At 68.9% G+C, this 23,392-nt stretch carries 19 protein-coding genes; 9 read left to right on the forward strand and 10 right to left on the reverse strand.

Translation table 11 applies throughout. The annotated features are described in order from the left end of the window. The first annotated feature begins 276 nt into the window (after positions 1 to 276). Complete coding sequence (locus tag ACZ60J_RS38315) at positions 277 to 1,218, forward strand: phosphotransferase (protein ID WP_469688793.1); 942 nt, start codon at positions 277 to 279, stop codon at positions 1,216 to 1,218. 88 nt (positions 1,219 to 1,306) lie between these two features. Here ACZ60J_RS38315 and ACZ60J_RS38320 read toward each other — a convergent pair whose 3' ends face one another. From ACZ60J_RS38320 to ACZ60J_RS38335, 4 genes are read right to left on the reverse strand one after another with little or no spacing between them, the layout of a single operon-like run. Continuing rightward, a complete protein-coding gene (locus tag ACZ60J_RS38320; RefSeq protein ID WP_469688794.1) occupies positions 1,307 to 2,323 on the reverse strand; it encodes a nucleotidyl transferase family protein in 1,017 nt (338 codons plus the stop codon). Further along, a complete protein-coding gene (locus tag ACZ60J_RS38325) occupies positions 2,320 to 3,222 on the reverse strand; it encodes a radical SAM protein (protein ID WP_469688795.1) in 903 nt (300 codons plus the stop codon). Before ACZ60J_RS38325 ends, ACZ60J_RS38320 begins: the two co-directional genes overlap by 4 nt. Next, a complete protein-coding gene (locus tag ACZ60J_RS38330) occupies positions 3,216 to 4,358 on the reverse strand; it encodes a hypothetical protein (protein WP_469688796.1) in 1,143 nt (380 codons plus the stop codon). The genes ACZ60J_RS38325 and ACZ60J_RS38330 overlap by 7 nt, the downstream gene beginning before the upstream one ends. An 18-nt stretch (positions 4,359 to 4,376) precedes the next feature. Then, positions 4,377 to 5,288, reverse strand: coding sequence for a zinc-dependent alcohol dehydrogenase (locus tag ACZ60J_RS38335; RefSeq protein ID WP_469688797.1), 912 nt, complete (start codon positions 5,286 to 5,288; stop codon positions 4,377 to 4,379). 335 nt (positions 5,289 to 5,623) lie between these two features. Here ACZ60J_RS38335 and ACZ60J_RS38340 point away from each other — a divergent pair, with 335 nt between their 5' ends. Both ACZ60J_RS38340 and ACZ60J_RS38345 read left to right on the forward strand, forming a co-directional pair. After that, the gene (locus tag ACZ60J_RS38340; RefSeq protein WP_469688798.1) at positions 5,624 to 6,898 is read left to right on the forward strand and encodes a hypothetical protein; all 1,275 of its coding nucleotides are present in this window, start codon (positions 5,624 to 5,626) and stop codon (positions 6,896 to 6,898) included. A gap of 11 nt (positions 6,899 to 6,909) precedes the next feature. Beyond that, on the forward strand, positions 6,910 to 7,458 hold the full coding sequence (locus tag ACZ60J_RS38345; protein WP_469688799.1) for a GNAT family N-acetyltransferase: 549 nt from the start codon (positions 6,910 to 6,912) through the stop codon (positions 7,456 to 7,458). 280 nt (positions 7,459 to 7,738) lie between these two features. Here the strand turns inward: ACZ60J_RS38345 and ku are convergent, their stop codons facing one another. Beyond that, positions 7,739 to 8,707: a non-homologous end joining protein Ku gene (gene ku, locus ACZ60J_RS38350; protein ID WP_469688800.1), complete on the reverse strand. Its 969-nt coding sequence runs from the start codon at positions 8,705 to 8,707 to the stop codon at positions 7,739 to 7,741. A gap of 291 nt (positions 8,708 to 8,998) precedes the next feature. Between ku and ACZ60J_RS38355 the strand changes: the two genes are divergently transcribed. The 3 genes from ACZ60J_RS38355 to ACZ60J_RS38365 all read left to right on the forward strand — a co-directional run bounded on the left by ACZ60J_RS38355 (position 8,999) and on the right by ACZ60J_RS38365 (position 13,973). Beyond that, positions 8,999 to 12,451, forward strand: coding sequence for a DNA polymerase III subunit alpha (locus ACZ60J_RS38355; protein WP_469688801.1), 3,453 nt, complete (start codon positions 8,999 to 9,001; stop codon positions 12,449 to 12,451). A gap of 2 nt (positions 12,452 to 12,453) precedes the next feature. Beyond that, positions 12,454 to 13,482, forward strand: a complete 1,029-nt coding sequence (locus ACZ60J_RS38360) for a DNA polymerase Y family protein (RefSeq protein ID WP_469688802.1) — start codon at positions 12,454 to 12,456, stop codon at positions 13,480 to 13,482. Between the two features lie 317 nt (positions 13,483 to 13,799). Beyond that, on the forward strand, positions 13,800 to 13,973 hold the full coding sequence (locus ACZ60J_RS38365; RefSeq protein WP_469688803.1) for a hypothetical protein: 174 nt from the start codon (positions 13,800 to 13,802) through the stop codon (positions 13,971 to 13,973). Positions 13,974 to 14,175: 202 nt separating this feature from the next. Here ACZ60J_RS38365 and ACZ60J_RS38370 read toward each other — a convergent pair whose 3' ends face one another. The 3 genes from ACZ60J_RS38370 to ACZ60J_RS38380 form a co-directional block, all read right to left on the reverse strand. Next, a complete protein-coding gene (locus ACZ60J_RS38370; protein WP_469688804.1) occupies positions 14,176 to 14,550 on the reverse strand; it encodes a PIN domain-containing protein in 375 nt (124 codons plus the stop codon). Next, positions 14,547 to 14,807, reverse strand: coding sequence for a hypothetical protein (locus tag ACZ60J_RS38375; protein WP_469688805.1), 261 nt, complete (start codon positions 14,805 to 14,807; stop codon positions 14,547 to 14,549). The genes ACZ60J_RS38370 and ACZ60J_RS38375 overlap by 4 nt, the downstream gene beginning before the upstream one ends. A 342-nt stretch (positions 14,808 to 15,149) precedes the next feature. Continuing rightward, entirely contained in the window at positions 15,150 to 16,292 is a 1,143-nt protein-coding gene (locus ACZ60J_RS38380) for a Fic family protein (RefSeq protein WP_469688806.1), read from the reverse strand. Between the two features lie 372 nt (positions 16,293 to 16,664). On the opposite strand from ACZ60J_RS38380, the gene ACZ60J_RS38385 reads away from it, so the two are divergent. The 3 genes from ACZ60J_RS38385 to ACZ60J_RS38395 are packed head-to-tail and all read left to right on the forward strand — an operon-like array spanning position 16,665 to position 20,523. Beyond that, positions 16,665 to 18,035 (forward strand): hypothetical protein, encoded by a 1,371-nt coding sequence (locus ACZ60J_RS38385; RefSeq protein WP_469688807.1) that lies wholly within the window; start codon positions 16,665 to 16,667, stop codon positions 18,033 to 18,035. Beyond that, positions 18,032 to 18,598 (forward strand): hypothetical protein, encoded by a 567-nt coding sequence (locus tag ACZ60J_RS38390; RefSeq protein ID WP_469688808.1) that lies wholly within the window; start codon positions 18,032 to 18,034, stop codon positions 18,596 to 18,598. Before ACZ60J_RS38385 ends, ACZ60J_RS38390 begins: the two co-directional genes overlap by 4 nt. Next, positions 18,595 to 20,523: an AAA family ATPase gene (locus ACZ60J_RS38395; protein WP_469688809.1), complete on the forward strand. Its 1,929-nt coding sequence runs from the start codon at positions 18,595 to 18,597 to the stop codon at positions 20,521 to 20,523. Before ACZ60J_RS38390 ends, ACZ60J_RS38395 begins: the two co-directional genes overlap by 4 nt. A 159-nt stretch (positions 20,524 to 20,682) precedes the next feature. On the opposite strand, the gene ACZ60J_RS38400 is transcribed toward ACZ60J_RS38395, so the two are convergent. Beyond that, positions 20,683 to 21,348 carry a DciA family protein gene (locus ACZ60J_RS38400; protein ID WP_469688810.1) on the reverse strand — a complete coding sequence of 222 codons (666 nt, stop codon included), beginning with the start codon at positions 21,346 to 21,348 and terminating at the stop codon, positions 20,683 to 20,685. After that, the gene (locus ACZ60J_RS38405; RefSeq protein ID WP_469688811.1) at positions 21,345 to 23,288 is read right to left on the reverse strand and encodes a hypothetical protein; all 1,944 of its coding nucleotides are present in this window, start codon (positions 23,286 to 23,288) and stop codon (positions 21,345 to 21,347) included. The genes ACZ60J_RS38400 and ACZ60J_RS38405 overlap by 4 nt, the downstream gene beginning before the upstream one ends. Positions 23,289 to 23,392 lie beyond the last annotated feature (104 nt).

Genomic DNA, 23,392 nt, shown 5'->3' on the forward strand with positions numbered 1-23,392 from the left:
CAAAGTTGATCGCCGTAGTGCACCAGGCCTGTCCGGTAGGCGGGCGGCAGCCGGTCGTAGCCGGCGGCCACCAAGCGGCCGCTCCCGGATCCCCGTCGCCCTGCAGGAATGCGGTGGTGTCCGCGGCGACCAGAGCACGGGACATCACCGATGGTGAGGCGGGCGCTTTCCAGATAGGCGAAATCTCCGGCGCCGTCGGCGTCCAAATCGGCAACGGCCGATCTTTGGGCGCATAATTCCGCAATGGGGTGCTTCGGTATCCGTATTCTGGGTTCCATGACTGCCACAGCCGTAAGGCCGGAGTGGGACGCGGTTCCGGAGCAGGTTCGTAGGTACATCGAGGACCGTCTGGGCTGCGCCGTCGCAGAGGCTGACATGTGCGGGGGCGGGTTCACCCCGGGCCTTGCCGCACGGCTTCTTCTCGCCGACGGCTCCCGGGTGTTCGTCAAGGGTCTCCCTGATGATCACCCGTTGGCCTACGTCTACCGGCAGGAAGTGCGGATCACGTCGGCCTTGCCCAGGGCGGCGCCCGGGCCCACGGTGCTGTGGTCGGCGGCGCCTGATCATGCGCATGGGTGGTCGCTGTTGTGCCTGGAGGATCTCCCGGACGGGAACCCTGACCTGTCACCGGGCTCTGCTGACCTGAGCGCGGTGGTTGAATCGCTGCTGCGCATGCAGGAGTGTCTGACACCGTCGCCGATCCCGGAGGCGCCCCAGTTTCCGGATGTCCACGGCGCTTACCTGTGCGGCTGGGCCCAGCTCGCCGAGGACGTGCCGGCTGATCTGGATCCGTGGGCGCGCAGGAACTTGGGGCGGCTGGGGGGTATCGAGAAGGGGTGGCTGGATGCGGCGCGCGGATCCACGCTGACCCATGGGGACCTGCGGCCCGACAACATGGTGCTGCGGGGCGGCGAGGCCGTGGTGGTGGACTGGTCGTACCTGAGCCAGGCGGCCGACTGGTGCGACGGGGCATCCCTTGTGCCGCACCTGATCCTGGCCGGGCACGACCCTGCTTCCGCCGAAGCCGTCGTTAAGCCGCTGATGGGGTCGGTTGCGGACTTCGACGTCGTGACCTCGTTCGCTGCGGCGTTCGGCGGGTTCTGGGAGCGGTCCTCGCGCAACCCCGCCCCAGAGAACGTTCCTTTCCTGCGCGGCTACCAGGCCCGCGCCGCCGAGGCGGCACGAGCCTGGATCGCCTACCGGACCGGCTGGGTGTAGCCGGCCACCTGCGCTGCCCGCGAGCGGCTGTCCCCGGTTCAGCTGCGAGGGGCAACGGATGCGGTGGCGGCAACGTTCTGGAGCCTGGCTACCTGGGCCACATGGAGAACATGGTGATCACGTGTTCGGTGATCTCCTCGCGCAGGGTCTGCCACTCAGGGCTGCCGTTGCGGCGTGCTGCGGCGGCGCGGGCGTAGTCGTTGCTGTCGACCTCGGGCAGGCATGCGTACATCTGGAGCATGGCCGAGCCGTTGTCCTCGGGTGCGGTGTCGGTGTCGGCGGTGAGCAGGGCGCGGATGGTGTCGGCGTTCATGGAGGCGTCGATGCCGGAGCCGGGGATGCTCTTGCTCATCTTCGGCAGGCCGCCCAGGCCGGGGATCATCTTGGTGTAGATGCCGGCGAGGCGCTCGGCGGGGAGTCCTGAGCGTTCGGCTCCGCGGCGGGCGAGGGCCACGTACTTGTGCTCGTCGACGCCGAGGGAGACCAGGACGTGGCGGCCCTCGGCGAGCAGGTGGAGGAAGTCGGCGGTCATGAGGAGGGTGGACTGCTTCATGCCGTAGGTGAGGCGGTCGAAGACGCCGTGGCTGCGGTAGAGGGCGGAGAGGTCTTCCTCGGCCCAGCGGAAGTCCTCGTCCTCGAGGTGCCGGGCGAGCAGGAAGGCGGTGGCCAGCACGTCGGCGTGGCCTTCCTGGCGGCGCAGGATGCCGCGCTGCGCGTCGAAGCCGAGGCGGAGTACGAACTCCTCGTACTGGTCTGCGAGGTGGCGTACTGCTTGCAGGGGGATGCGGCGGGCGTTGTAGGAGTCGAGGTCTCCGAGGACAATCTGCACGTCGAGGCCCTGCTGCTGGAGCTTGATGGCCCGCAGGAGCTGGAAGACGGTGCCCGCGTGGGGCGGGCCGCCGAGCCCGACACCGGTGGTAACGGTCGCGCTGTGGCCGGTGGCGACCGCGTCGGCGAACTCGCGGGCGCCGGTGTGGCAGACCCACTTGGTGGAGATGTCGCCGCGGGTCATGCCGGCGAGGTCGAAGTCGATGGCACCCAGCCCCAGGCGCTCGTAGCGGTGTGCGTCGATGACGTGGTCGTAGTAGGCGGCGTCGAACTTCACGAGGTCACTTCCTTCGGGGAGGGCCGCTGGGCACGCAGATCGAAGGCGCGGCGGACGAGCGGTTCGAAGCCGTCGGTCAGCAGGTTGCCGAGCACGGCGTTGCGTACCGAGGTGACGCTGCCGAGGTCGGCGGTGACGGTGCCGTCCGCCAGAACCCAGATCCGCAGCGGGTAGGTGTCCTGCGGGTCGCGGGTCGGCTGATCGAAGACCGGGATCCCGGGCACCAGGGCGCGCACGGTGTTCACGGCCTCGAGGAAGTCCTCGCGCCCGAAACCGTAGAGCTGCGCCTTCTTGGGGGTGGCGCGGCCGATGGGCCGGTACTGCGAGATCAGCCAGTACTCGACCCTGGTGGCGTCGGCGAGATCACCGATGAGGCGGGCCAGGCGCGGGAGCGCCCGTACGGAGTGCTCGGTGGTGAAGGTGTTGAAGGCGAGCGTGCGCCGGTCGGCGGCGAGCATCGTGACGTTGTCGTGGAAGCGCTGGAAGTAGCCCTGGCCGCGGAACCAGTCGGCGCTCTCGGCGTCCGGGCCGTCCACGGCCAGGGAGTAGACGTTCACGAACTCGCGGATGCGGGCGTACCGGTCCTGGAGGAGGAGACCGTTGGTGTGGAGGTTCGTCTCGAAGCCGCTCGTGTGCGCGTGCTGGAGGGCGGCTTCGAGGTGGTTGTCGTAGGGCATGAGCGGGTCGCCTCCGGTGAAGACGATCCGGTCGGCCTGCGACTCGGCTCGCAGGCAGTCGATCACGCGGGCGACGGTGCTGGCGTCGGTCTGGACGCGGTTGCGTTCGCGGTAGCAGAACCTGCACACCCCCGGCGATGCGGAGGTGGCCTGCAGGTCCCAGGCGTTGCAGTCGGTGTTGAGGACCAGGTGGATGATGCCCAGCTCGTCGCGGGTCAGCATGCGGTCCTCCTGACGGGTACCAAGGCCAGATCGGAGTGGGTACGAAGCAGCAGGTCGTCGATGGCTCGGGGCGAGCCACCGGTGAGGCGGACGAAGCGGAGCAGGGTGTCCAGGCCGGCGCCGTCACGCAGGATGCTCAGCGCGGTGTCGAGTCCGGAGCGCAGCGTCGGGGTGATGCGGGCGGCGCGCAGGAGCAGGGCCGCGTTGAGGGCGACAGCGTCACGGGCCCCTGGATCCCCGGCGCCGGCCAGAACCTGCAGGGCGGCAGCCACGTTGGCCCGAGGGTCGGGGTGCTGGGTGACCCCATTCAGGCGGCGGGGCATCGACGCGGCGACCTCCTCCAGGTCGGCGGCGAGCCCCGGGTCCTGTCGGCTGTTGCTGATCCGGCAGGCTCGCACGGTGGTGCCGGGCAGGAGTTCGTCGACCTCCACCGTCGCCCCGGCGTCGGAGTTGATGACGGTCACGTCGGACAGACCGAGCCGGGACAGGAGCTGCGCGGAGACGTGGACGGCGGGGTGGGAAAGTCCGTAGACGTGGGCGGAGCAGACCACAGGGCCCAGCAGCGCGGGAAGGGCCAGGCTCAGCGCATGAACCGCCTGGAACCGCCCGCCGTACCGGCGGTCGAACCGGGGGACCCGCTGCTCGATGGAGAAGAAGCCGAAGCCGGCCTCGGCGGTGATGGCGACCATCTCCCGGTGGGGCACGGATACGACGTCCGCGCCGACGAGGTCGATGAAGTCGCGCGAGCCGGTCTTGGAGGAGGCGCTGCGCGAACCGAGCTTGGCGATGTGCGCGCCTGCTGCCGCGGCGACGAGCGCGGCGGCCGAACTCAGGTTGATCGTCTTGAGGGTCTTCTTACCGCTGCCGGTATAGCTGACGACGTGCAGCCCCGGGGGCGGCTGGTGGTAGTCCCAGGCGTCACGGTCCAGGTGGGTGGCCGCGCGGACGGCGGCCTCAACCTCCTCGATCCTCGGGCCGCGCAGCAGCAGGCCGGTCAGAACGCTTCCGAGCGTCACATCACGCGTGTTGCCCGCGGGGAGTTCGAGGATGGCGAGGATCCCGTCGTAGACGTCCTGGGGTTCGATCGGCGCACGAGAGTTGATCTTGTGGATCAGCGGGTGGATGAAGACGGCCATGGCTTTCCTCCGAGCTGTTCAGGTGTGCGGGGTCAGCAGGGCTTTGATCGGGCGGTCCGCGCTCTGGTGCTGCAGCGCCTCCAGGGCGCGGGCGAGTTCGCCCAGGGGATAGCGGTGGCGGGTCAGCAGGTCGGCCCAGGTGCCGCCCGGCTCAAGGAGAGTGAGCGCGTCGCGGAAGTCGTCGCGTCCGTCGGCCCGGCAGTACGAGAAGGAGCCGCGCAGGGTGACCGAGCGGCGGAAGAGGTCACGGAGCGGGACCGAGAGGGTGACGCCGGGGGCGTAGGCGTTCTGGACGAGGATCAATCCCCCGTCCCGTACTGCGGTGGCGGCCTGGCGCAGGGCGGAGTCGTCCTGGCCCGTAGCGGTGTCCACGACGGACTCGCAGGGCGGCAGGGCGCCGTGGTGGAGGGTGAGGCCGGGCCGGGCGACGGCGGCGGTCAGCTGCTCGAGGCGCGCGGCAGTCCGGACTGAGAGGTGGACGTCCCAGCCCGCGGCCACGGCGCAGATCGCGGTGCAGATGCCCAGCGTGCCCGCGCCGATGACGCCGAGCCTTCCGTGCGGGGCGGGCAGCCCGCAGCGCACGCCGTGGACGGCCACCGCCATCGGATCGGCCAGTACCCCGTGGGCGAGGTCGCGTAGGGCAGGAAGTTTCACCACGTTGGTTTCCGGAACCTGCACCAGGTCGGCGAAGCCACCGGGGAGGTCCCATCCGATGCGGCGAAGACCCCGGCATAAATGGGGTCGCCCGCTGTGGCAGTGCTCGCACCGCGCGCAGCCGATCAGCGGATCGACGACGACCCAGTGGCCCGATCTCGTGTCCGTGCCGACGATCTCGTGCCCCGGGAACCAGGGCACGGGCACCGGGCCGTTCCAGGCCGGAGAGAGCTTGGGCAGGTCACTGCCGCAGATGCCCGCGTACGCGACCCGCACGGTGATGTCGCCACAGGGCGGACGGGCAGATGGTGCGGGTGTGTCTGCGAGTTCCGGCGTTCCGCCGAGAACCCTCCATGCACGTGCCGGCGCGCTCACGCGTTTCCCCTGTCCGCCGGTGACGACGAGGCCGTCACGCCCTGCCCCGCTTTTGCCGAGGCCGGGATCAGAGAAGCGGCTGGAGCAGGGTTGATGCGATGTCAGGCAGCTTGGAAATGCTGATGAAATCGCCGCCTTGTCGACCCATTTCCAAGTCTCTGGGCCTGTCGCCGTGGGCGGGCGGGCCGCTACCGTCGAGGCAGAGCATTCGGCGCGGCTACGGCGCGGGGGTCCCCATGGGAAGACCGAACGACATCTTCCGGCGCTTACGCGAGAAGGAATGGCAGCTGAGCCGCCGGGAGGCCGCCGAGTTCCTCGTTAAGAAGTCGGTCGAGTACGGCGAACCCGTCCACTGCGTCACCCGGACGATCGCCACCTGGGAGGACGGCACCACCGCCTGTCCCTCTCTGCTGTACCGGCGCCTGCTCCACAAGGTCACCGGCCGGACCGTCGCCGAGCTCGGATTCACCCTGCCCGACGCGCGAACGGCCCAGCCACCGACGGAAAGCGAGGAAGAGGCCATGCGGCGACGCACCGTGCTCCTGGGAACCGGCGCCGCGCTGCTGACCGCCACGGCCCAGCCCGCACGGGGTGGACCCGCCATCGGCGGCGACCACCTCCAGCAGCTCCGAGACGCCGAGCACGTCCTCTACACCCAGGACCGTGACCACGGCTCCGCCGAGCTCGGCCGCCAGGCCACCAGCATGCTCAACACTGCGTACGTCTGGCTGAGGCAGGGCCGCTACAGCGAACCGACAGGCAGGCGCCTGCACTCCGCCACCGGCAACCTCTCCGTCGCCGCCGGTTGGCTGGCCCTCGACTCCGGGCGCCCCCACGACGCCCGCTCGCACTACACCGAGGCCCTCGCCTCCGCCCGCCAGGCCGCTGACCCCGGCCTCGAAGCCCACGCCTTCGCCTGCCTGTCCCTCCTCGCCCACGCCACCGGTCGGCCCCGCGAAGCCGTCACCACCGCCCAGGTCGCCCAACACCTCGTCGCCCCGCTCGGCTCCCCCCGCTGGCTCTCCCTCCTCGCGATGCGCGAAGCCCGCGGCTGGGCACTCCAAGGTGACCGCACCCTGACCGAGCAGGCCCTCGTCCACGCACATCACCTCTACGCCCAAGGACCACGCGACGCGGACCCCGGCTGGCTCACCTTCTACGTCCCCGCGGAACTCGCCGGCCTTGAATCCCTCTGCCGCGCCGACCTCGGCCAGCACGAGCGCGCAGCCGGCGGAGCCGAGCAGGCCGTGATGCTCTTCGCCGACGGCCACCACCGCAACCGGGCCCTCTACACCGCCGACATCGCCCTCCACCACGCCCGCAAGAAGACCCCGGACCTCGACGCCGCCACCGACGCCGCGCACCGCACCCTCGCCTACCTGTCCGACGTCCGTTCCGAACGGCTCCTGCGCTCCCTGCGTGACATCGCCGGAACCCTCCAGCCCCACCACGATGCCCGGGCCGTCGCTGGCTACCTCGATACCTACCGCGCCGCCGTCCCCGCGGCCTGAAGGGACTGCTGATGCCCGACCCCGTGACCCTGCGCCGCTACGGCGCTGGCGACGCCGGCCTCCTCCTCGACACCCTCGTCGACACCTGGGCCGAGGCTCACGCCGAACACCTCGACGTCGCCGAAGCCGGCTTCACCCCTGACGCGCTGCGCCGCCAGATCCTCGGGCACGCCCGCCGCGACGACTTCACCCTCATTGCCGCCTACGTCGCCGGCCACCTCGTCGGCTACGGCTACGGCTTCCGCTGCACCCCCGCCTACTGGTACGGCGAAGCCCTCCTCCCCCACATCACCCCCGAGGAAGCCCGCACCACCGACTCCCTCGCCGGAATCTGCGAACTCGCCGTACGCCCCGGCTGGCAAGGCCATGGCATCGGCACCCGCATCCACACCGCGCTCCTCGACGCGCTACGCCCCCAGTGGGCCTCCCTCCTCGCCATGCCCGGTGCCCCTGCCCAACAGCTCTACCGACAGCTCGGTTACCAGTACGCCGGCCCGTACAAGGCGGGCCCAGACGGACCGGAACTCGACCTGCTTCTCCTCCACGCCGCGGCCGCCTGACAACGCCCTACCGGACACCGGGGCTCAAATGAACCGCGCGGTATGACACGGTGCGCAGGGAGTCCTGAAGGACAAGACCGTCCAGCCTGCCGGTCAGAGCCGCCATCGAGTCCGCCCCCTCTCCGACACCCGTCACGTCGCCTCCACCCGCGAGCACGCGGACCTTGTCCTCGACGGCACCCGCACGGCCACCGAGCTCACCGCCGAGCTGCAGGCCCACCTCGCCCAGCAGGGCTGAAACACACCCCAGCTCGCGTGGCCTGCACCAGCCGGCGCCGAATCAGGTCCGGCTCCGCCTGGCCTTCCCGGTCGCGAGCGCGTCAACGAGTTCGTCGTGGGTCATGGAGGAGCGGCCCTGCACGTGGGCGGCTGCGGCCTTCTTGTAGAGCTCGGCCTTCGTCAGTGACTGCAAGGACGTGCCCTTCGAGGTGATGCGCTTCTTCGCGGGCGGCGCCTTCTTCTTGTTCGAGCTCGCCGCGGTGGTCGCCTTCTCGCTGGAGTCCTTCGGGCTGCGGGCCCGCTCGACGCTGGCGCGCAGGGCCTCCATGAGGTCGACGGCGCCGGTGGCCTTCGCCGGGGGCTCGGCCTTCTCGACTACCTCACCGGTCTTCTTCGACTCGATGAGTGCGGCGACCTTCTCCTGGAAGGTGTCCCGGAAGCTCTCCGGGTCCCACTCGGTGGCCAGGGCGCTGATCAGCTGCTCGGCCATCTTCATTTCCTTCTCGGAGACTTTCACGGCGCCGGGCAGGTCGGGGATCTCCTTGTGAGGGTCGCGGATCTCGTCGGCCCAGTGAAGGGTGTGGACGGTCAGGAGGCCGAGCGCCTCGTCGGCCTTGAGGGCGACGAGATACTCGCGGCCGCGCATCACGAAGGTCGCAACGCCGGCCCGGTTCGCTTTCGCCAGTGCCTTCTGCAGGAGTGCGTAGATCTTGGCGTACTCCTTGCCGCGCGGCCCCAGGTAGTAGGTCTTGTCGAAGAAGATCGGATCGACGTCGTCGAGGTCGACGAAGCTGGTGATCTCCAGAGCCTGGGAGCGGCCGGGGGCGATCTCGTCCAGCTCGGCGGGCTCGACGAGGACGTACTCCTCGCCGGTGTCGAAGCCCTTGACGATTTCGTCGAGCTCGACCTCCTTGCCGGTGCTTTCGTTCACCCGGCGGTTGCGGATCCGGTCGGAAGTGCCGCGCTGCAGCTGGTGGAAGTGGATCGTATGGCTGTCGGTCGCCGTGTACAGGCCAGCGGGCAGGCTCACTAGGCCAAAGCTCAAGATGCCACTCCATACCGGACGCGCCATGGAGCTCACCGTCCTTGCTTCCGGGCCCCGAGGTGTTCGGCGGCCGCCCTCGGTGAAGGGGGCGGGCGGGGCGCGGCCCCGTCGCGGCCAGGTGGCCGGACCGCACCCCGCACCCGTCGCATACCCGCATGGGTCCGTGTGGTGTCTCCGATGGGCCAATCAATTCGACTGTTCGAATGTTTGTTCGGTACGTTGGAGGTGCGATTCGGCCACCCCGGCTGGAACCGGGTGACGGGTGGAGGTGGCGGCATGACGTGTGGCGTCCACTTGCACGTCGCATCAGGCTTCTCGGCGCGTTACGGCGCCTCTCACCCGTCTGACCTGGTGCAACGTGCCGCCGAGCGGGGCATCAGCACGGTCGCTCTCACCGACCGCGACACCGTGGCCGGCGCGGTCCGGTTCGCGAAGGCGACCGCGGCGGCCGGGATCCGCCCCGTATTCGGCGTCGACGTCGCCGTCGAACCTGCGGTGCCCCCCGCACTGGGAAGTGCCGCCCGTGTGCGAACTCCGGACCGGGGCGGCGCGCACGTGGTGGAGCCGCGGCTGCGGGTGACGCTGCTGGCGCAGCATGCCCGGGGGTGGGCCAGGCTGTGCCGTCTGCTGTCCACCGCGCACGCGGAAGCGGCAGGCGGGTGGCCGGTGGTGTCCTGGGAGGGCTTGCGCACATACGCGGACGACGGCCTCCTGGTCCTGCTGGGGCCCTCCTCGGAGCCGGTTCGGGCGCTGGCCGGAGGGCGTCCGGACCTGGCCGAGCACCTGCTCGCTCCGTGGCGTGAGGTGGTGGGTGAGGGGCTGCGGCTGGAGACGGTGTGGTGGGGCCTTGCGGGCACGGGCCCGGGCTCACTTCGGCTGGCCGCCCGCACCCTGGGCCTCGCCGACCAACTCAGCATCCCCGCTGTGCTGACCAACGCCGTGCGCTACGCGGACCCCGCCCAGCACAAGATCGCCGATGTCCTGGACGCGGCCCGGCTGCTGAGGCCGATCGACCGCCGCCGCCTGGACTGCGGCGAGCGCTGGCTGAAAGGGCCGCAGGCGATGGCGCAGGCCGCCGAGCGGATCGCGGAGGCCGCGGGTGCCGGCCGCGACCGCGGCCGCGCTCTGCTCGCCGAGACCACCGCCGCGGCGCAGGCGTGCGTCATCGACCCGAGAACCGATCTCGGGATGGGGACCCCGCACTTCCCCGAGCCGTCCGTCGTCGGCGCCCGGCCCGGGAAGGGCGGGGCGCTGGAGTTGCTGCGGCGCCGCTGCGAGGACGGGATGTTCGCGCGGGGCCTGGACCGCGACGAGCGGGCGGTCCAGCAGTTGGAGTACGAGCTCGGTGTGATCGGCCGGCTCGGCTTCGAGGCGTACTTTTTGGCGATCGCGCAGGTCGTCGCGGACGTGCGGGCGATGGGGATCAGGGTCGCCGCGCGCGGTTCGGGGGCGGGAAGCATGGTCAACCACGCTCTGTTCATCGCCACCGCCAACCCGCTCGACCACAATCTGCTCTTCGAACGGTTTCTCAGCGTCCGACGGCGCTCGATGCCGGACATCGACATCGACGTCGAGTCCGCACGCCGGCTGGAGGTCTACGACCGGATCATCGAGCGCTTCGGACTCGAGAGGGTCGCGGTCACCGGGATGCCGGAGACCTATCGGGCCCGCCACGCCCTGCGCGACACGGGCCTCGCCTTGGGGATCGCCCCGCAGACGGTGGACATGATCGCGAAGTCCTTCCCACACATCCGGGCCTGCGACATCCGCGACGCCCTCACCACCCTGCCCGAACTCAAACACCTCAACGCGGAAGCCGGCGCGTACGGGCCGCTGTGGGAGCTCGCCTCAGGGCTGGATGCCCTGCCGCGCGGCTACGCGATGCACCCCTGCGGCGTCATCATCTCCAACGCCTCGCTCCTGGACCGGCTCCCGGTGCAGCCGACACCGGGCGGCCAGTACCCGATGGTCCAGGCGGACAAGCACGACGTTGAAGACCTGGGCCTGCTCAAGCTGGATGTCCTGGGGGTGCGGATGCAGTCGGCGATGGCGCACGCCGTCGCCGAGATCCGCCGCACCACCGGCCGCCAGCTCGACCTCGACAACCCCGACCACGTCCCCCTCGGTGACCACGCGGCCTTCGAGCTCATCCGGGCAAGCGCGACCGTGGGCATGTTCCAGCTCGAAAGCCCCGGCCAGCAGGACCTCGTCGGCCGGCTCCAGCCCCGAGACGTCCAGGACGTCATCGCCGACATCAGCCTCTTCCGGCCGGGCCCGGTCAAGGGCGGCATGCCCGCCCTCTACATCGCCGCCCGCCACGGCGCCGCAGCCCGCTACCCCCACCCCAGCCTGGAACCAGTCCTCGCCGACACCTACGGGGTGACGATCTGGCACGAGCAGATCATCGGCATCCTCGCGGTCATGACCGGCTGCGACCGCGCGCTCGGCGAGGTCGCCCGCCGCGCACTCGCCGACCCCGACCGGCTCCCCAAGGTCGAAGCGTGGTTCCGGCGCGACGCCGGCGCGCGCGGCTACTCCCCCGCGGTCCTCGATGAGGTGTGGGAGGTCATCAAGAGCTTCGGCGCGTACGGGTTCTGCCGCGCGCACGCAGTGGCCTTCGCCGTCCCCGCGCTGCAGTCGGCCTGGCTCAAGGCCCACCACCCCGCCGCCCTCTACGCCGGGCTGCTCGAGCACGACCCCGGGATGTGGCCGGCCCGTGTGATCGTCTCCGATGCCCGCCGCCACGGCGTACCGGTCCTGCCCGTCGACATCAACCTCTCGGCGCCCGATTACCGCATCGAGGAGACCGAGTCCGGGGTGTGGGCGGTGCGGATGTCGCTGGCCTCGGTGAAGGGCATCGACCAGGACCAGGTCGCCCGGATCGCCGCCGCCCAGCCCTACACCGGCCTCCAGGACCTGTGGCAGCGCGGCCGCCCCGCCCTGCCCATCGCCGAGCGCCTCATCCAGATCGGCGCCCTCGACAGCCTGCGCGGACCCCTCACCCGACGCGACCTCCTCCTGCAGACCACCGAGCTCCACCGCCACACCCTGGCCCGGCCTGCCACCGGCCAGCTGCCCCTCGACGGTGAACTCCTCACCGCCGAACCGTCCGGGCTGCCGGAGATGACCAGCCGCGAGACGCTCGACGCGGAGATCAACATCGTGAAGATCGACGTGTCCCAGCACCTGATGGAGCACCACCACCGGCTGCTGCGCGAGGTGGGCGCCACCGACTCCGCCCACCTCAAGCAGATGCACCCCGGTCAGCAGGTCCTCGTCGCGGGCGTCCGCGCCTCCACCCAGACACCCCCGATCCCCTCGGGCCGCCGCGTCATCTTCGTGACCCTGGAGGACGGCTTCGGAATGGTGGACGTCGCGTTCTTCGACGACAGCCACGGCGCCGTCGCCCACACCACCTTCCACTCCGGGCTGCTTCTCGTCCGCGGGACGGTGGAGGCCCGTGGTCCTCGGCGGACCGTCGTCGGCCAGATGGTGTGGAACCTCGACGAACTCGCCGCTGCCCGCCGTGATCACGGCCCCGATGCCGTCCTCGCCCTCCTCGGCCAGAAGCAGCTCGCCCCCACACCAGCACAGAGCCGGCCGGCCCGAACCCTCGCGAACGGGACCAGCGGGGCCCGCCTGCACCCCTACGCCGACCTCCAGCCCGCCGGCACCCGCGCCGCCGACCTCAAAGCCCTCGGCTACACCAGCCCCGGATCGGCAGGCTGACCATGAGCAAGCGACGGATCCTCCACGCCTACTTCCACATCCCGCCGGGCAGCCGCCCGGGGCTGTACGAGCAGCTCCTCGCCCTCGCCGAGAACCTGACCCCCAAAGTCCAGGCCCTTCCGCCGGACGCCGCACACCTGGACATCACCGGCGCGCTCCGCTACTTCGATCGTGACTGCGAAGGCATTGCCGCGCTCCTGCGGATGCGGACCCTGGCCCTGTACGGGGTACAGACCACCTGCGCGATCGCCCCGAACCGCATGCTCGCGGCCATGGCGGCCACCGTGACCGAGCCGGGCGGCACCACCGTCCTCGAAGCCGAAGACGTCCAGCGGTGGCTGCGCCCGCGCCCCGTCGCAGCCCTCCACCAAGTCGGACCGGCCACCGCGGCCAAGCTCCGTACGTTCGGGTTGCACACGATCGGCGACCTCGCCGACGCACCCCTGCCCGCCCTGACCCGGATCTTCGGCGCCGCCACCGGCCGCTCCCTGCACGCCCACGCCCAAGGACACGACCTCCGCACCGTCCAAAGGGAGCCGGTCGCGAAGTCGGCCGGCGCGGAACGCGCCTTCGCACACGACGTCCTGGACCCCGACGAGCACCGCCGAGCCCTGCTGGACCTCGCCGAAGAACTCGGCGCCCGCCTGCGCGACGACCACCAAGCCGCCACAAGCCTCAGCCTGTCCGTCCGGTACGCCGACCGCTCCGCCAGCTCACGCAGCCGTACGCTGCCCGAACCCACCGCCCACACCCGCCCGCTCGCCACCACCGCCTACGAGCTCTACGACCTCCTCGGCCTCCAGCGCGCCCGCGTCCGCTCCATCACCCTGCGAGCCCACGACCTCCGCCACCTCACGGAGGCCCGAGAGCAGCTCACCTTCGACCCCGCCGACGACCGAGCCCGCGCGATCGAGGCCGTCACCGACCGCGCCCGTGCCCGCTACGGGCACGGAACCATCCGTCCCGCAGCCCTCGCCGCCACCACGGGACGACGACCCGTAACACCGTCCACGAGAAGGGCCCGCTCATGACCACCCCCACCCCTGCCCCACGTCCAGGACTCGCAACATGGAATCCCGACCAGGCCGGCCCCTGCCGACGGCGCCAGCGAACATGTGCTCGATACGGGCTGGGTGGGAACCCCCTCTGCCAGGAATGCAGGGCCGTGGTGGTCGCAGCTCAGCAGAAGCCGGTACGCCCGGAAGCCTGACACAGCAGGGCCTTGTGGCCCTGCCTGTCGCACCTCCCTGGGGCCGGCAGGGGAGCACTCGGCCCCGACGCAGGCACCACGGCCGCCGCCTCCGTGGTCCTGCGCACCTACCGTCACTGCACCGACAAGAAGATCCCCATGGCGGCCTCCAGCGCACACCCGCCCACGCTCTACCTCCTCAAGACCAACCAGCCCGCACTCCCCGTCCACACCCACACCGACCACGCACTCCTCGCCGCCCGGGCCCTCCTGCGCCCTGACCACAGCCGACAGCCCGACGAGGAACTCCGGACCGCGTCCGGCACAGGCTGACCGCGCCCCGCTTGCACGAAAGAGTTGAAGTGGCCTGGCCCGTGTGCCGCTCGGCGGACTGCTGTAGAGCCCTGGATTGGCCGTCAGGCTTACGGTGCCGAGGTGTCCCGGCCCGAACCGGTCCTGGTGCGCGGCGAGCAGGTCGACAGCCTGCGCTATCGGCTCGTGGACGAAGGCCGGAAGAGCGCACCGCCGGCTGCGGTTATCGCGGGTTGAGGGGGTAGACCCCGGTCCCTTCGTACGCCTCTGGGGCGAGGGACAGGACGGTGACGGGCTCCCCCGCTTTCGCGGCCTGCCAGGCGATGGCCGCAGGGTGGGTGACCGCCCACTGCGTGGTCGGCCAGGATGCGGCGTCCAGGGCGTGGTCCGCACTGAAGTCGACGGTCTCGGCGAAGCGGAGCCTGGCGGAGTGTGCGCCGGCGCCCGGGACCTGCCGGTCGGCGGCCAGGATCGACAGCGCGGGGATCAGGACCCGGCCCCCGCCCCGGGAGGACTCGATGTAGAGCCCGGTGAAGAATTCGTCGGCCTGGTAGAGGGCGGCCAGTGCCGTGTGGTCGAAGACCGCGGTCAAGCTCACGCGGCGGCGCCGTCCTGATGGGCGCGGATCTTCTCCCAGGCCGACTGCCCGGTGCGCTGGAGCTCCTCGGTGTACTCCAGGCCGAGCTCGCGGGCAGCCTCCCGGGCGCGCTGCTCCTGCTCGGCCAGGGTCGGCTGGAGCGAGGCAAGCTCTTCGAGGAGCTCGGTGATCGTGGTGCCGCGTTCCTGCGCGAGAATACGCAGCCGGTCGCGGACGGCCTCGGTGGTCTTCACGCTCGTCGGCTTGCTGTTGCTCATGGACCTGATTCTACCGCCGGTAGAATCAGGTCACCAGATGCCTCTTCTCTGGGGCGTCGCCATCCGCTCGCCCGCATCCCGAAGTGGTAGCACCGGTTCCCGTCCGTGGTGGGACACGGTCGGCCGCCGGCTAACCGATCAGTCCCTCAGTGCCCGTCGCCGCTGCCGAGTGGTACAGCTCCCACCCCAGCTGGGCCAGGTCCGAGCCCGAAGAGAACACGCCGACCCAGCCCAAGGCTGGTGTGGCAAAGCGCACCATCATCTTGCGTCCCAGGATCGGATCGTCCGACATGGTGGTGTGGAGAACGACGTTGCCCCCGCCCGAGTCCAGCTGCCTTGGTGTTATGCGGTGGCGTAGGGGTTGATGATGCGGTGCGGGCGGCGGGCCGTCGCCATGACGTTCTGCGGGAAGCGGGGGCCAGCCACGTAGTGGCGTCCCTTCGTCTGTCCGATCGCGGTGAGCACCTCGGCCTTCGTCAGGGCCTGCAGGTCGCGGGTTGCCTGCTGGGTGTTGATCGCTTCCTGCCGCTCGTAGCGCGAGCGGCGCACCCGGCCCACCATCGCGACCTCGTGGAGGGCGGTGACCTGCCGCTCGCTGATCCCGTTGGCGTCGGCGTGCTCCATCAGCTCGATCCAGACCTGGTTCGAGCGGTCGACCCGGTGCTGCACCCGCTGCGCCTGCTCGTGGTAGGCGCGCAGGTTGAACTTGATCCAGGGCAGAGTGTCGCGCTCGGGCGAGTACACCGGTCCGCCGACCTCCCGGAGCACCTTGTAGTACTCCCAGGTGTTGCCAGGCATCCCGAGCCATTCCTCGATCGAGGAGAACTCGGGGGCGAGGACGCCGCCGCGGGCGATCAGCAGAGTCTGCAGGGAGCGGGACATGCGGCCGTTCCCGTCGGACCACGGGTGGATCTTCACAAGGTTCAGGTGCGCCATCGCCGCCCGGATCAGGACGTGCGATTCGGTGTCGCCGTCGTTGAGCCAGTCCACCAGCTCGGCCATCAGGCCGGGCACGAGCTCCTGGTCGGGTCCGTCGTAATCGGTGGCGAGCTCATCGCCCGGCGCGGTGATCCGGATCGAGGTCTTGCGCCACTGCCCGGCGGTGCGCAGCGGGTGGTGATGGCCCTGGAGCATCCAGTGCAGTGCGTTGAGGAGTTCCTTGCTGTAGCGGAAGTCGGCGACGTCGTGGAGGGACTGGATGTACGTCATCGCCTGCTGGTAGGCGAGAGTCTCCGCCTTGTTCTCCTCGCTGGCGTCGACCTCGCGTTCGCCGTCCATCAGGTCGGCGACGTCCTTCGCGTCGACCTGGTACCCCTCAATCGTGTTCGACGCTGCGATCGCGCTCGCGGTCAGCGCCTTGCGCAGGTCTTGCGTCCACTTCATCGGCGCATGCTGCACTGCGTCACGCAGCCGCTCGCGCAGTCCGTCTACCTCGTGCAGAACCTTCAGGTCCGCAGCGTCGAGTGGAGGAGTCTCATACAGCATGACTCAATGATACCAGCTAACTATCATTCCGACAGAGCGACGCCATCATGGCCCTCGCGGCAAACGTGAGCGGCGTCCAGAAGAATTCTGGGGACAGTTCCAACGCGTTGCCTCAGCTCTGACCTAGCAGCCCTCGACGCCCCGACGGCGCCTCGATGCCGGGACGCCAGGGGCCAGCAGCGAGCGTACATATAGGGAAAGGGGTACAGGCATCGATCTGTAAGAGGCGGCATTGAGGTAGACCCCACTCGAGCCCGCCGGCGTGAAGATCGAGACGCGACGCCTGCAGTGCGCACTCCACCGATGGGATACGGGTACTTGACCATGGGCCCGCAGGCACACACAGTTACCCCTGTGATCCGGGGGGTGTAATTGGACGCGAACGCGACGGGCCCAACTGCTGTTGAGCTGTTCTGGACGAACCCGCAACCAGACGCCGCAGGCGAACGAACGGCCGATCTCTTTGACTGGCAAGCGGCGATGGCCACTGCTGATGGCCTGTCACTCTACGAGACCGCCCTCACCGACGACGGCTCCCTCGCAGCGGACCACTACTGCCGAGTGGTCTGTGAGCTTCATGAGGACTGGGCGGTCGCGGTTGACGAGGACATCGAGTTGGTGTCCGCCAAGCACCGCGATGCCCCATATGGGGCCTATACCACGGTTAATCAACTCGCCAATGACGGTGGCATCGCGCATCTGTTCAACCGCTGGCACACGTTGGGCGAGAAGCCCACCTGCCGCCTGGTGACAACTCCCGGCCTGGCAGATGCCGCGCAGGACCTCGCGACGGCGATCGAGCACCTTCGCACCCTTCGCCTCAGCCATCGCCCGCTCACCCTCACCGAAAAGCACGAGAAGTCGATCAAGGACTTGTGTAAGTGCATCCGCCAGCACACCACGGAAGAACGGCTGCCCGGTTTCTGGACCGAGAACAGCAACCCGAAGGAAGCGACGCAGCAGGAGAAGGACCAGGTTGCACGCTTCCTCTCCATGCTGACGCTCGACCACACTCGCCTTCCGCGAGGTTTCGTCGCATACGCAGCAGCCAACATGTACGCAAAGCCCGTGCTGGAACGTCTTGGCGTTCAAGCAGAGGCGGACGCCATCTGGCAGGCCGTTCACGACCTGATGCGCGTTCGGATGCGGGCAGCAGGACCCATGCCCCGAGGAAAGCTCCCTTTGGTTCTCGCTTACAAGCCCGGAACACCGCTACCTAGCGCCACCGATCTGGAGCGAGCGGATATCGGACGGATTATCACTCTGGCAGAAATCGACGTTGCGGTCCGCATGGCGATAGCGAATCCAAAGGGTTTCCGTCCGCTTGTCCCTCAACCACGCCTAACCCGCCTGTCAGTTAAAATGAAGGCTGGCCACTGTGGTGAGATCAGCATCGAACGGGCGGAGGAACTGCACCGAGAATATCGAGACTACTGGCGTCATCGAATGAGCGGGGATCCAACCGCTCGCGCAGAGCAGGCTAAGCTCCGCCGGCGCTTGCATCGACTCAGTGATGAAGCGGCCGCAGACCTCCCTGTAATCCGAGGGAAGGAACTCTGGAAGGAACTGCAACGCCGTGTTGATGACCTGCCTGAGGAAACTTTGCCTGTCGGCATGGATGCCGACCTGCTTCTCGGTGGGGTCTGCGACCTAACCAGTGAGTGCAAGGTGTGGTTTAGCAACTCATTTGACGTTGAGGCGGAGATTGAACGCCTTCGCGCATCTCGAGGGGAAGCGTCATGAGCCATGATGCCTTCGAGTTGAGCCTCCTGCGCGAGGATCTCGCCTATCATCAGGCCAGAATTCTGCTGCTTGTAACTGCTGTAACCGAAACGCCTGGCCATCAAGGAAAACTTGATGGCCTCACTAAGCTAGCCAAGCTCGATTTTCTGGTTCGCTATCCGGCTCTCGCTCCCCAGGTTCTTGAGGAACTAACATCAGCCGACCCGCGGCTTCACCTCACGCCGGCAGATGACGCGAACCCTACCGATGTTGAAGCCCCCATGATCCGCTACAAGTACGGCCCCTGGGATGATCGCTACTACTCCGTTATCGGGGCTCTAGTGGGGCGCGGACTTGTCGCATACAGGCGTGGCCGACAAGGAAGCGTTGCCATCGCCCCCACCCTGGCGGGAAAGAAGCTTGTCAAAGAGATGAGCAGAAGCAGTCAGTGGGCGTCGATCAACGACCGCTGCCGCGCGGTTGCTGAAGCATCTATCGGGCTCACGGGGAGCGCTTTGAAGGACCGCATCTACAACCGTCTCGCGCCACTCATGAACCGTCCCCATAGGCAGGTGATCCGATGAGCACAAAGTTCCGAATCAACTCGGTTTCGCTTGCCACTACGGAGGGAACTGTCAACTATCGCTTCCCTTCCGATCTGACTGTGCTCGCGGGACCGACTGGCGTCGGTAAGACCACTCTGCTGGAGCTGATCAAGTTCGGCTTTGGCGGAGACGCAATTTTGGCCACCGTTGCACAGGAGCACGTCCTCGATGTGACGCTAGACGTCACCATCGGAAATCAGAGGATGCACATTGCGCGCAGCCTCGACAGCACCAAGCGCAAAAAGGTTCGCGTTACAGACCTAGTGGCGCAAGAGCGGCTCCCTGATCAGCATATCGGGACTACTCAGCCCAGCCTAAATACGCTCCTACTCGGAGCCCTCGGGTTCCCCGACGATATGAAGGCCGCAGCATCAGGACAGAGCGTCAAAGCAGGCAGCCGCATCACCTTCAACGATATCTTCTCGGTCTTGTACCTCCCACAGTACGAGATCAATATCGATATCGCGAACAGCCAGAAGAGTTACATCGAGCCAAAAAGAAAAGCAGTCTTTGAACTGCTTTTCGGCTTCACAGACCCGTCTGTTCTCAAAATGCGCTCTCAGGTGAACCTCCTCAAGGGAGATGTCGCGACGGCAACCGAACAGTACAACACTGTCCTCCAGTTTCTTCAAGACAGCTCGACAGCGCAGCGGTTCGACGCGGAAGAGGCGCTGCAGCAGGCGATCACCACGGAGCGCGAGGCAGAGGCTCAACGATCTGAACTGCGCGACGAAATTGACCCGGTAACAGATAGGCAGACGCAAGTGTTGCGCGATCTGCTGAATGAATCCGAGCGGATCCTTGCCGACACAAAGGCCACCGTCAAGGAGTTGCAGCGACAGCGTAACGAATACGCGTTGGAGCAACGCCGAGTCCAATCGGATTTGGACCGGCTTAACAGAATGCGCGACGCTGGCGAACGCCTGGCCAGTATCGAATTCCTGGTCTGCCCCCGATGCGTTCAGTCGCTGACGGGGCGAGAAGTGCCGGCAGATGTCTGCCGAGTGTGCTTGCAGCCGGACCCAGTGGAAACCTCCGCCGAGGCTGATCACTACGAACTGATGCAGCTGACCCAACAGTTGTCAGAGATGGACGACCAGCTGAGTTCCTTGACTGTGGGAATCAGCGAAGCTAACGATGCAGTGGCCGGTAGGGAGGAGTTGGTCAGCAGGCTTAACGCGGAACTCGACAGTCGCACCATCGACCGCGTGACGCCGCGACTTCAGGCGTACAGTGACGCCACCGAACGTCTGGCCACAGCCCGTGCACAACAAGAACAGCTTGAGGGCGTACTCCGTCAATGGGATCGCGTCAACGACCTGGAGCAAGCCGTTCAAGATCTCCGTACTAAGCAGGACCGACTCCAGGCTCAGGTCGATCAAGCGACGCAGGCGCTTGCCGTGCGACGGCAGGAAATCCTCGACGAGATCTCTGAGGAATTTGGAAACGCAGTCACGACTCTCGGCATCCCAGGAGTCCAGACAGCCGAAATCCACCGGACGAATTACCTGCCGGTCCTCAATGAGAAGATATTCTATGACTTCATGCCCCCCGGCGGCGGCATGATGACGGCTACTCAGCTCGCCTACTGGACTTCTCTTCTGGCGGTAGCCCTCAGGCATAGCGAGGTTCCTTACCCCGCCTTCCTGCTCATCGATGCTCCACGGTTGGCACTCAACACTCCAGACGACGACCTCGCGGCCGCACTCTACCGACGACTCGTAATGCTGGCTGACGCAAACCAGGGAAGGGTCCAGTTCATCATCTCGGACAACAATCTGCCGGCAGAGTATCGGAGTCATTACTCCGAGATTGACTTCGATTACGACACTCCGACCGTTTCGACAGTGCGCCATCCTGGCCGCTCAAACGTCAAAACAATCGGCGCACCGTCCGATAAGTAGCAGCCGCGAGATCACGCCTAGGCGCCATCCCGGACATCCCTCGCAACCAGACTTACGTACCTAGATGCGCGCTAATCCGGTGAGGCGCAGGACTGCGGCCGCTCCGTGGCGGCGAACTCACGGCGGCGCCGAAGGAGAGCGCCGCCGGATCGGAGCCGGCTATGTCTCGGCGACGTCCTCAGGTTCGGGGAACGCCCGGCGGGACAGGTCTCGCATCGCTGCGGCCTGCCGCTCCACGGCCTCCGCGATGGCCGGGTCCGTCGTCGACGGCCGGGCAGCCTGGCGGTGCGCCTCGATCGCGCGGCGGTAACCGTCCGGCGGCCGCCGACGCTCCACCGGAAACGTGGGCACGGCCGGTTCCGGTGTGGCGTCGGCGCGGTCGGGCATCGGGACGGCACCGGGCGGCAGGATCCGCAGGGCGCTCACGACCTGACGGCCCGCTGCCTTGTTGGCGGCCGCGACGACGCGGGTCTGCTCCAGGCGGGTCTTCGCCGCCCACGCTGACGACTCCGGGCACACGGTGAGCCGGCCGGAGTCCGCGTCGAAGCCGACAGCCACGACGTGCCCGGCGAGTTCCGGGGCGATGACCGCCCACCGCTCCCGCAGGCTGAAGCCAGCGGCCGGAAGCTCCCAGGCCCGCTCGGTGACCAGCGCGCCGATCGCCGCCCCGAGGCCCATCGGCTCACGGCCGTCACGCCGCACCGGCGCACCGGTCCGCGGCTTCCTCTTCGCCTTCTGGCCGCTGCCGTTCTTCCGGGCCTGCTCCATCGCGGCCCGCAGCGCGACCCGGGCCAGGTCGACCCCGGACACCTCGCCCCCGCTCACGCCTGCCCCCAGGTGGTGTGCCCGAGGACCAGGTGGTGCGTGCCCGAAAGGCGCTGCGCTTCGTCGACCAGCCGGGTGCTGAACAGGCGCCTGGCGGAAATCTCGCCGTACTGGTTGATGTGGTCGAAGACGACGCCGTGGTCCTTCATCGCGCGCACCCGCCAGTCGCGGACCTGCTCGCGGGTCAGGTCCTCGAGGACGAGCTCCTGCTCCTGGTCGACATCCCCGACGTCCGGGGCGGGCGCGGCGGCCGGACGGGGCGCGGGCAGGACGACCCGGGCCACCGGCGCGGCCGGGACGACGTCAACGGGCTGCGCGGCCGCTGCGGCTTCGGCACGGGCCTGAGCCACCGCTGCCTGCCGGGCCCGGTGCTGCTCCCACTCGTACGCCTTCGCCCATGCCCTGGCCGTCACGTCCTGGTGCAGCTGCTGCTCGGTCGCCGCACGCCGCTCCGCCTCCGCGACGCCGGGCATCGCGGCGTCGACTCCGGCCGCGACCGCCCGGCGCTGGTCGCGGCGGTCCTCCTGCTTCTCCGCACAGCGCGGGCAGTCCCGGCCGGAGTCGAGCAGCACCCGGTCGTCGCACCGCACGTCACCGCACTGCTGACGCTGCGGCAGGGCCAGGCCGATCAGCCAGCCCACCGGGTCCACGATCGGCTTGCCCAGCCGCATCTGGGTCTCCAAGTGCCGGGCGAGCCGGTCCGCGAGGACCTGCGGCGCGTCCGTACGGCCAGCGAACCCGACCACCCGCTCCAGCTCGCTGCGGACGGCGGCCTCCACCAGGCGCCGGGCGCCCCGACGCTCCAGACGCGCCCAGACCAGGTCGACCGGAGCCAGGACGGCCCGCAGGTCCTCCGGCGGCAGAGCCACCCTCCCCCGCTGCTGCTTGCCCTGACCTCCGCCATCCACGACCCGCACCGGAGCACCGGCCACCGGCCCGCGGCCGCCGTTCCTGCCCTTGCCGACCGGAGACTTCTCCTGCTGTTCCCCGCGCAGCGGGCCGCCGTCCTCGCGCACGCACGCGCGGTCCGGCAGATCACCGGACCCACCACGGCCTTCGCCGGAAAAGCCACCAGAGAGAGCGGGAGGAGAGACGGGAGTAGCCAGGTGAGGGTGATCAGTGTGAAGGGCTGCCGCAACGTCGGGGTCTGCTACATCCGCCACATCCGTCACCAACGTGCCGCTGACCTGCGACTCTTCGGCTAGCTCCGGCGCCTCACCAGCCCCTGCCGCAACGTCGGGGTCTGAAAACTCGGGCTCCGGGGCCTGCGCACGGTCCTCTTGGACGTCGTCGGCGACCGTGCGGCCGTGCGCGGCGGCGACCGCCGGCACCATCAGCCGCGACCGGTTCCGCAGGCCCGAGCCCGTCTTCAGACGCACCCGCAGCACCAGTTCCCGGTCCTCCAGGCGCTCCAGCACCCGCTCCCCCGCCGAAGCGGTGCACCCGAGCAGCCGGGCCACCGTCGCGGCCGCGCGGCCGCGCTTGGTGTCCACCGTCCCGCCGCACTGCCGCACCCGCCCGGTCTCCCGGGCCTCCAGCACCAGCAGCAGCAGCGCGAGGCGGTCCGTCGCCGCGCCCCGACCGGTACGCGTACCGATCAGCCCGGCCGGAGTGACCCGGCCGTCGCGGTGCGTCCAGCCCGGCCCCATCACGGCCTCCAGCAGCCGCCACAAGGTGGCGTACTCCTTCTTCGCCAGGTTCAGCGGGTGCCCGACGACGTCCTGCGCCGCCCACAGCGGCAGCACCTTGCACTCCAGGCCGTCGTCCTGGCCGTACTCGCCCGGCGCCGTCTCCACGAAGACCACGCCCGAGCGGCGCAGCACCGGCAGCACCTCGGAGGCCGTGTACGACGCGGACATTCCGATCCACCGGCCCAGCTCCGAGGTACGGATCTCCACCACACCGGTCTCCGACGGCGTACGCGACGCCAGTACAAGCACCGCCAGGCGCACCGCGTCAGACGCCCCGGCCAAGCCAGCCACATCCAGCAGCATCCGCACCGCGCCACCCAGACGGGCACGAGCGTCCGGCCCGAGCGACAGCG

The organism is Streptomyces sp. NPDC104226 (assembly GCF_055584085.1).

Coding starts and splice junctions, on each gene's coding strand:
- ACZ60J_RS38315 (WP_469688793.1), top strand. CDS start 277: ATGACTGCCACAGCCGTAAGGCCGGAGTGGGACGCGGTTCCGGAGCAG.
- ACZ60J_RS38325 (WP_469688795.1), bottom strand. CDS start 3,222: ATGCTGACCCGCGACGAGCTGGGCATCATCCACCTGGTCCTCAACACC.
- ACZ60J_RS38330 (WP_469688796.1), bottom strand. CDS start 4,358: ATGGCCGTCTTCATCCACCCGCTGATCCACAAGATCAACTCTCGTGCG.
- ACZ60J_RS38340 (WP_469688798.1), top strand. CDS start 5,624: ATGGGAAGACCGAACGACATCTTCCGGCGCTTACGCGAGAAGGAATGG.
- ACZ60J_RS38345 (WP_469688799.1), top strand. CDS start 6,910: ATGCCCGACCCCGTGACCCTGCGCCGCTACGGCGCTGGCGACGCCGGC.
- ACZ60J_RS38355 (WP_469688801.1), top strand. CDS start 8,999: ATGACGTGTGGCGTCCACTTGCACGTCGCATCAGGCTTCTCGGCGCGT.
- ACZ60J_RS38360 (WP_469688802.1), top strand. CDS start 12,454: ATGAGCAAGCGACGGATCCTCCACGCCTACTTCCACATCCCGCCGGGC.
- ACZ60J_RS38365 (WP_469688803.1), top strand. CDS start 13,800: ATGGCGGCCTCCAGCGCACACCCGCCCACGCTCTACCTCCTCAAGACC.
- ACZ60J_RS38375 (WP_469688805.1), bottom strand. CDS start 14,807: ATGAGCAACAGCAAGCCGACGAGCGTGAAGACCACCGAGGCCGTCCGC.
- ACZ60J_RS38380 (WP_469688806.1), bottom strand. CDS start 16,292: ATGCTGTATGAGACTCCTCCACTCGACGCTGCGGACCTGAAGGTTCTG.
- ACZ60J_RS38390 (WP_469688808.1), top strand. CDS start 18,032: ATGAGCCATGATGCCTTCGAGTTGAGCCTCCTGCGCGAGGATCTCGCC.
- ACZ60J_RS38395 (WP_469688809.1), top strand. CDS start 18,595: ATGAGCACAAAGTTCCGAATCAACTCGGTTTCGCTTGCCACTACGGAG.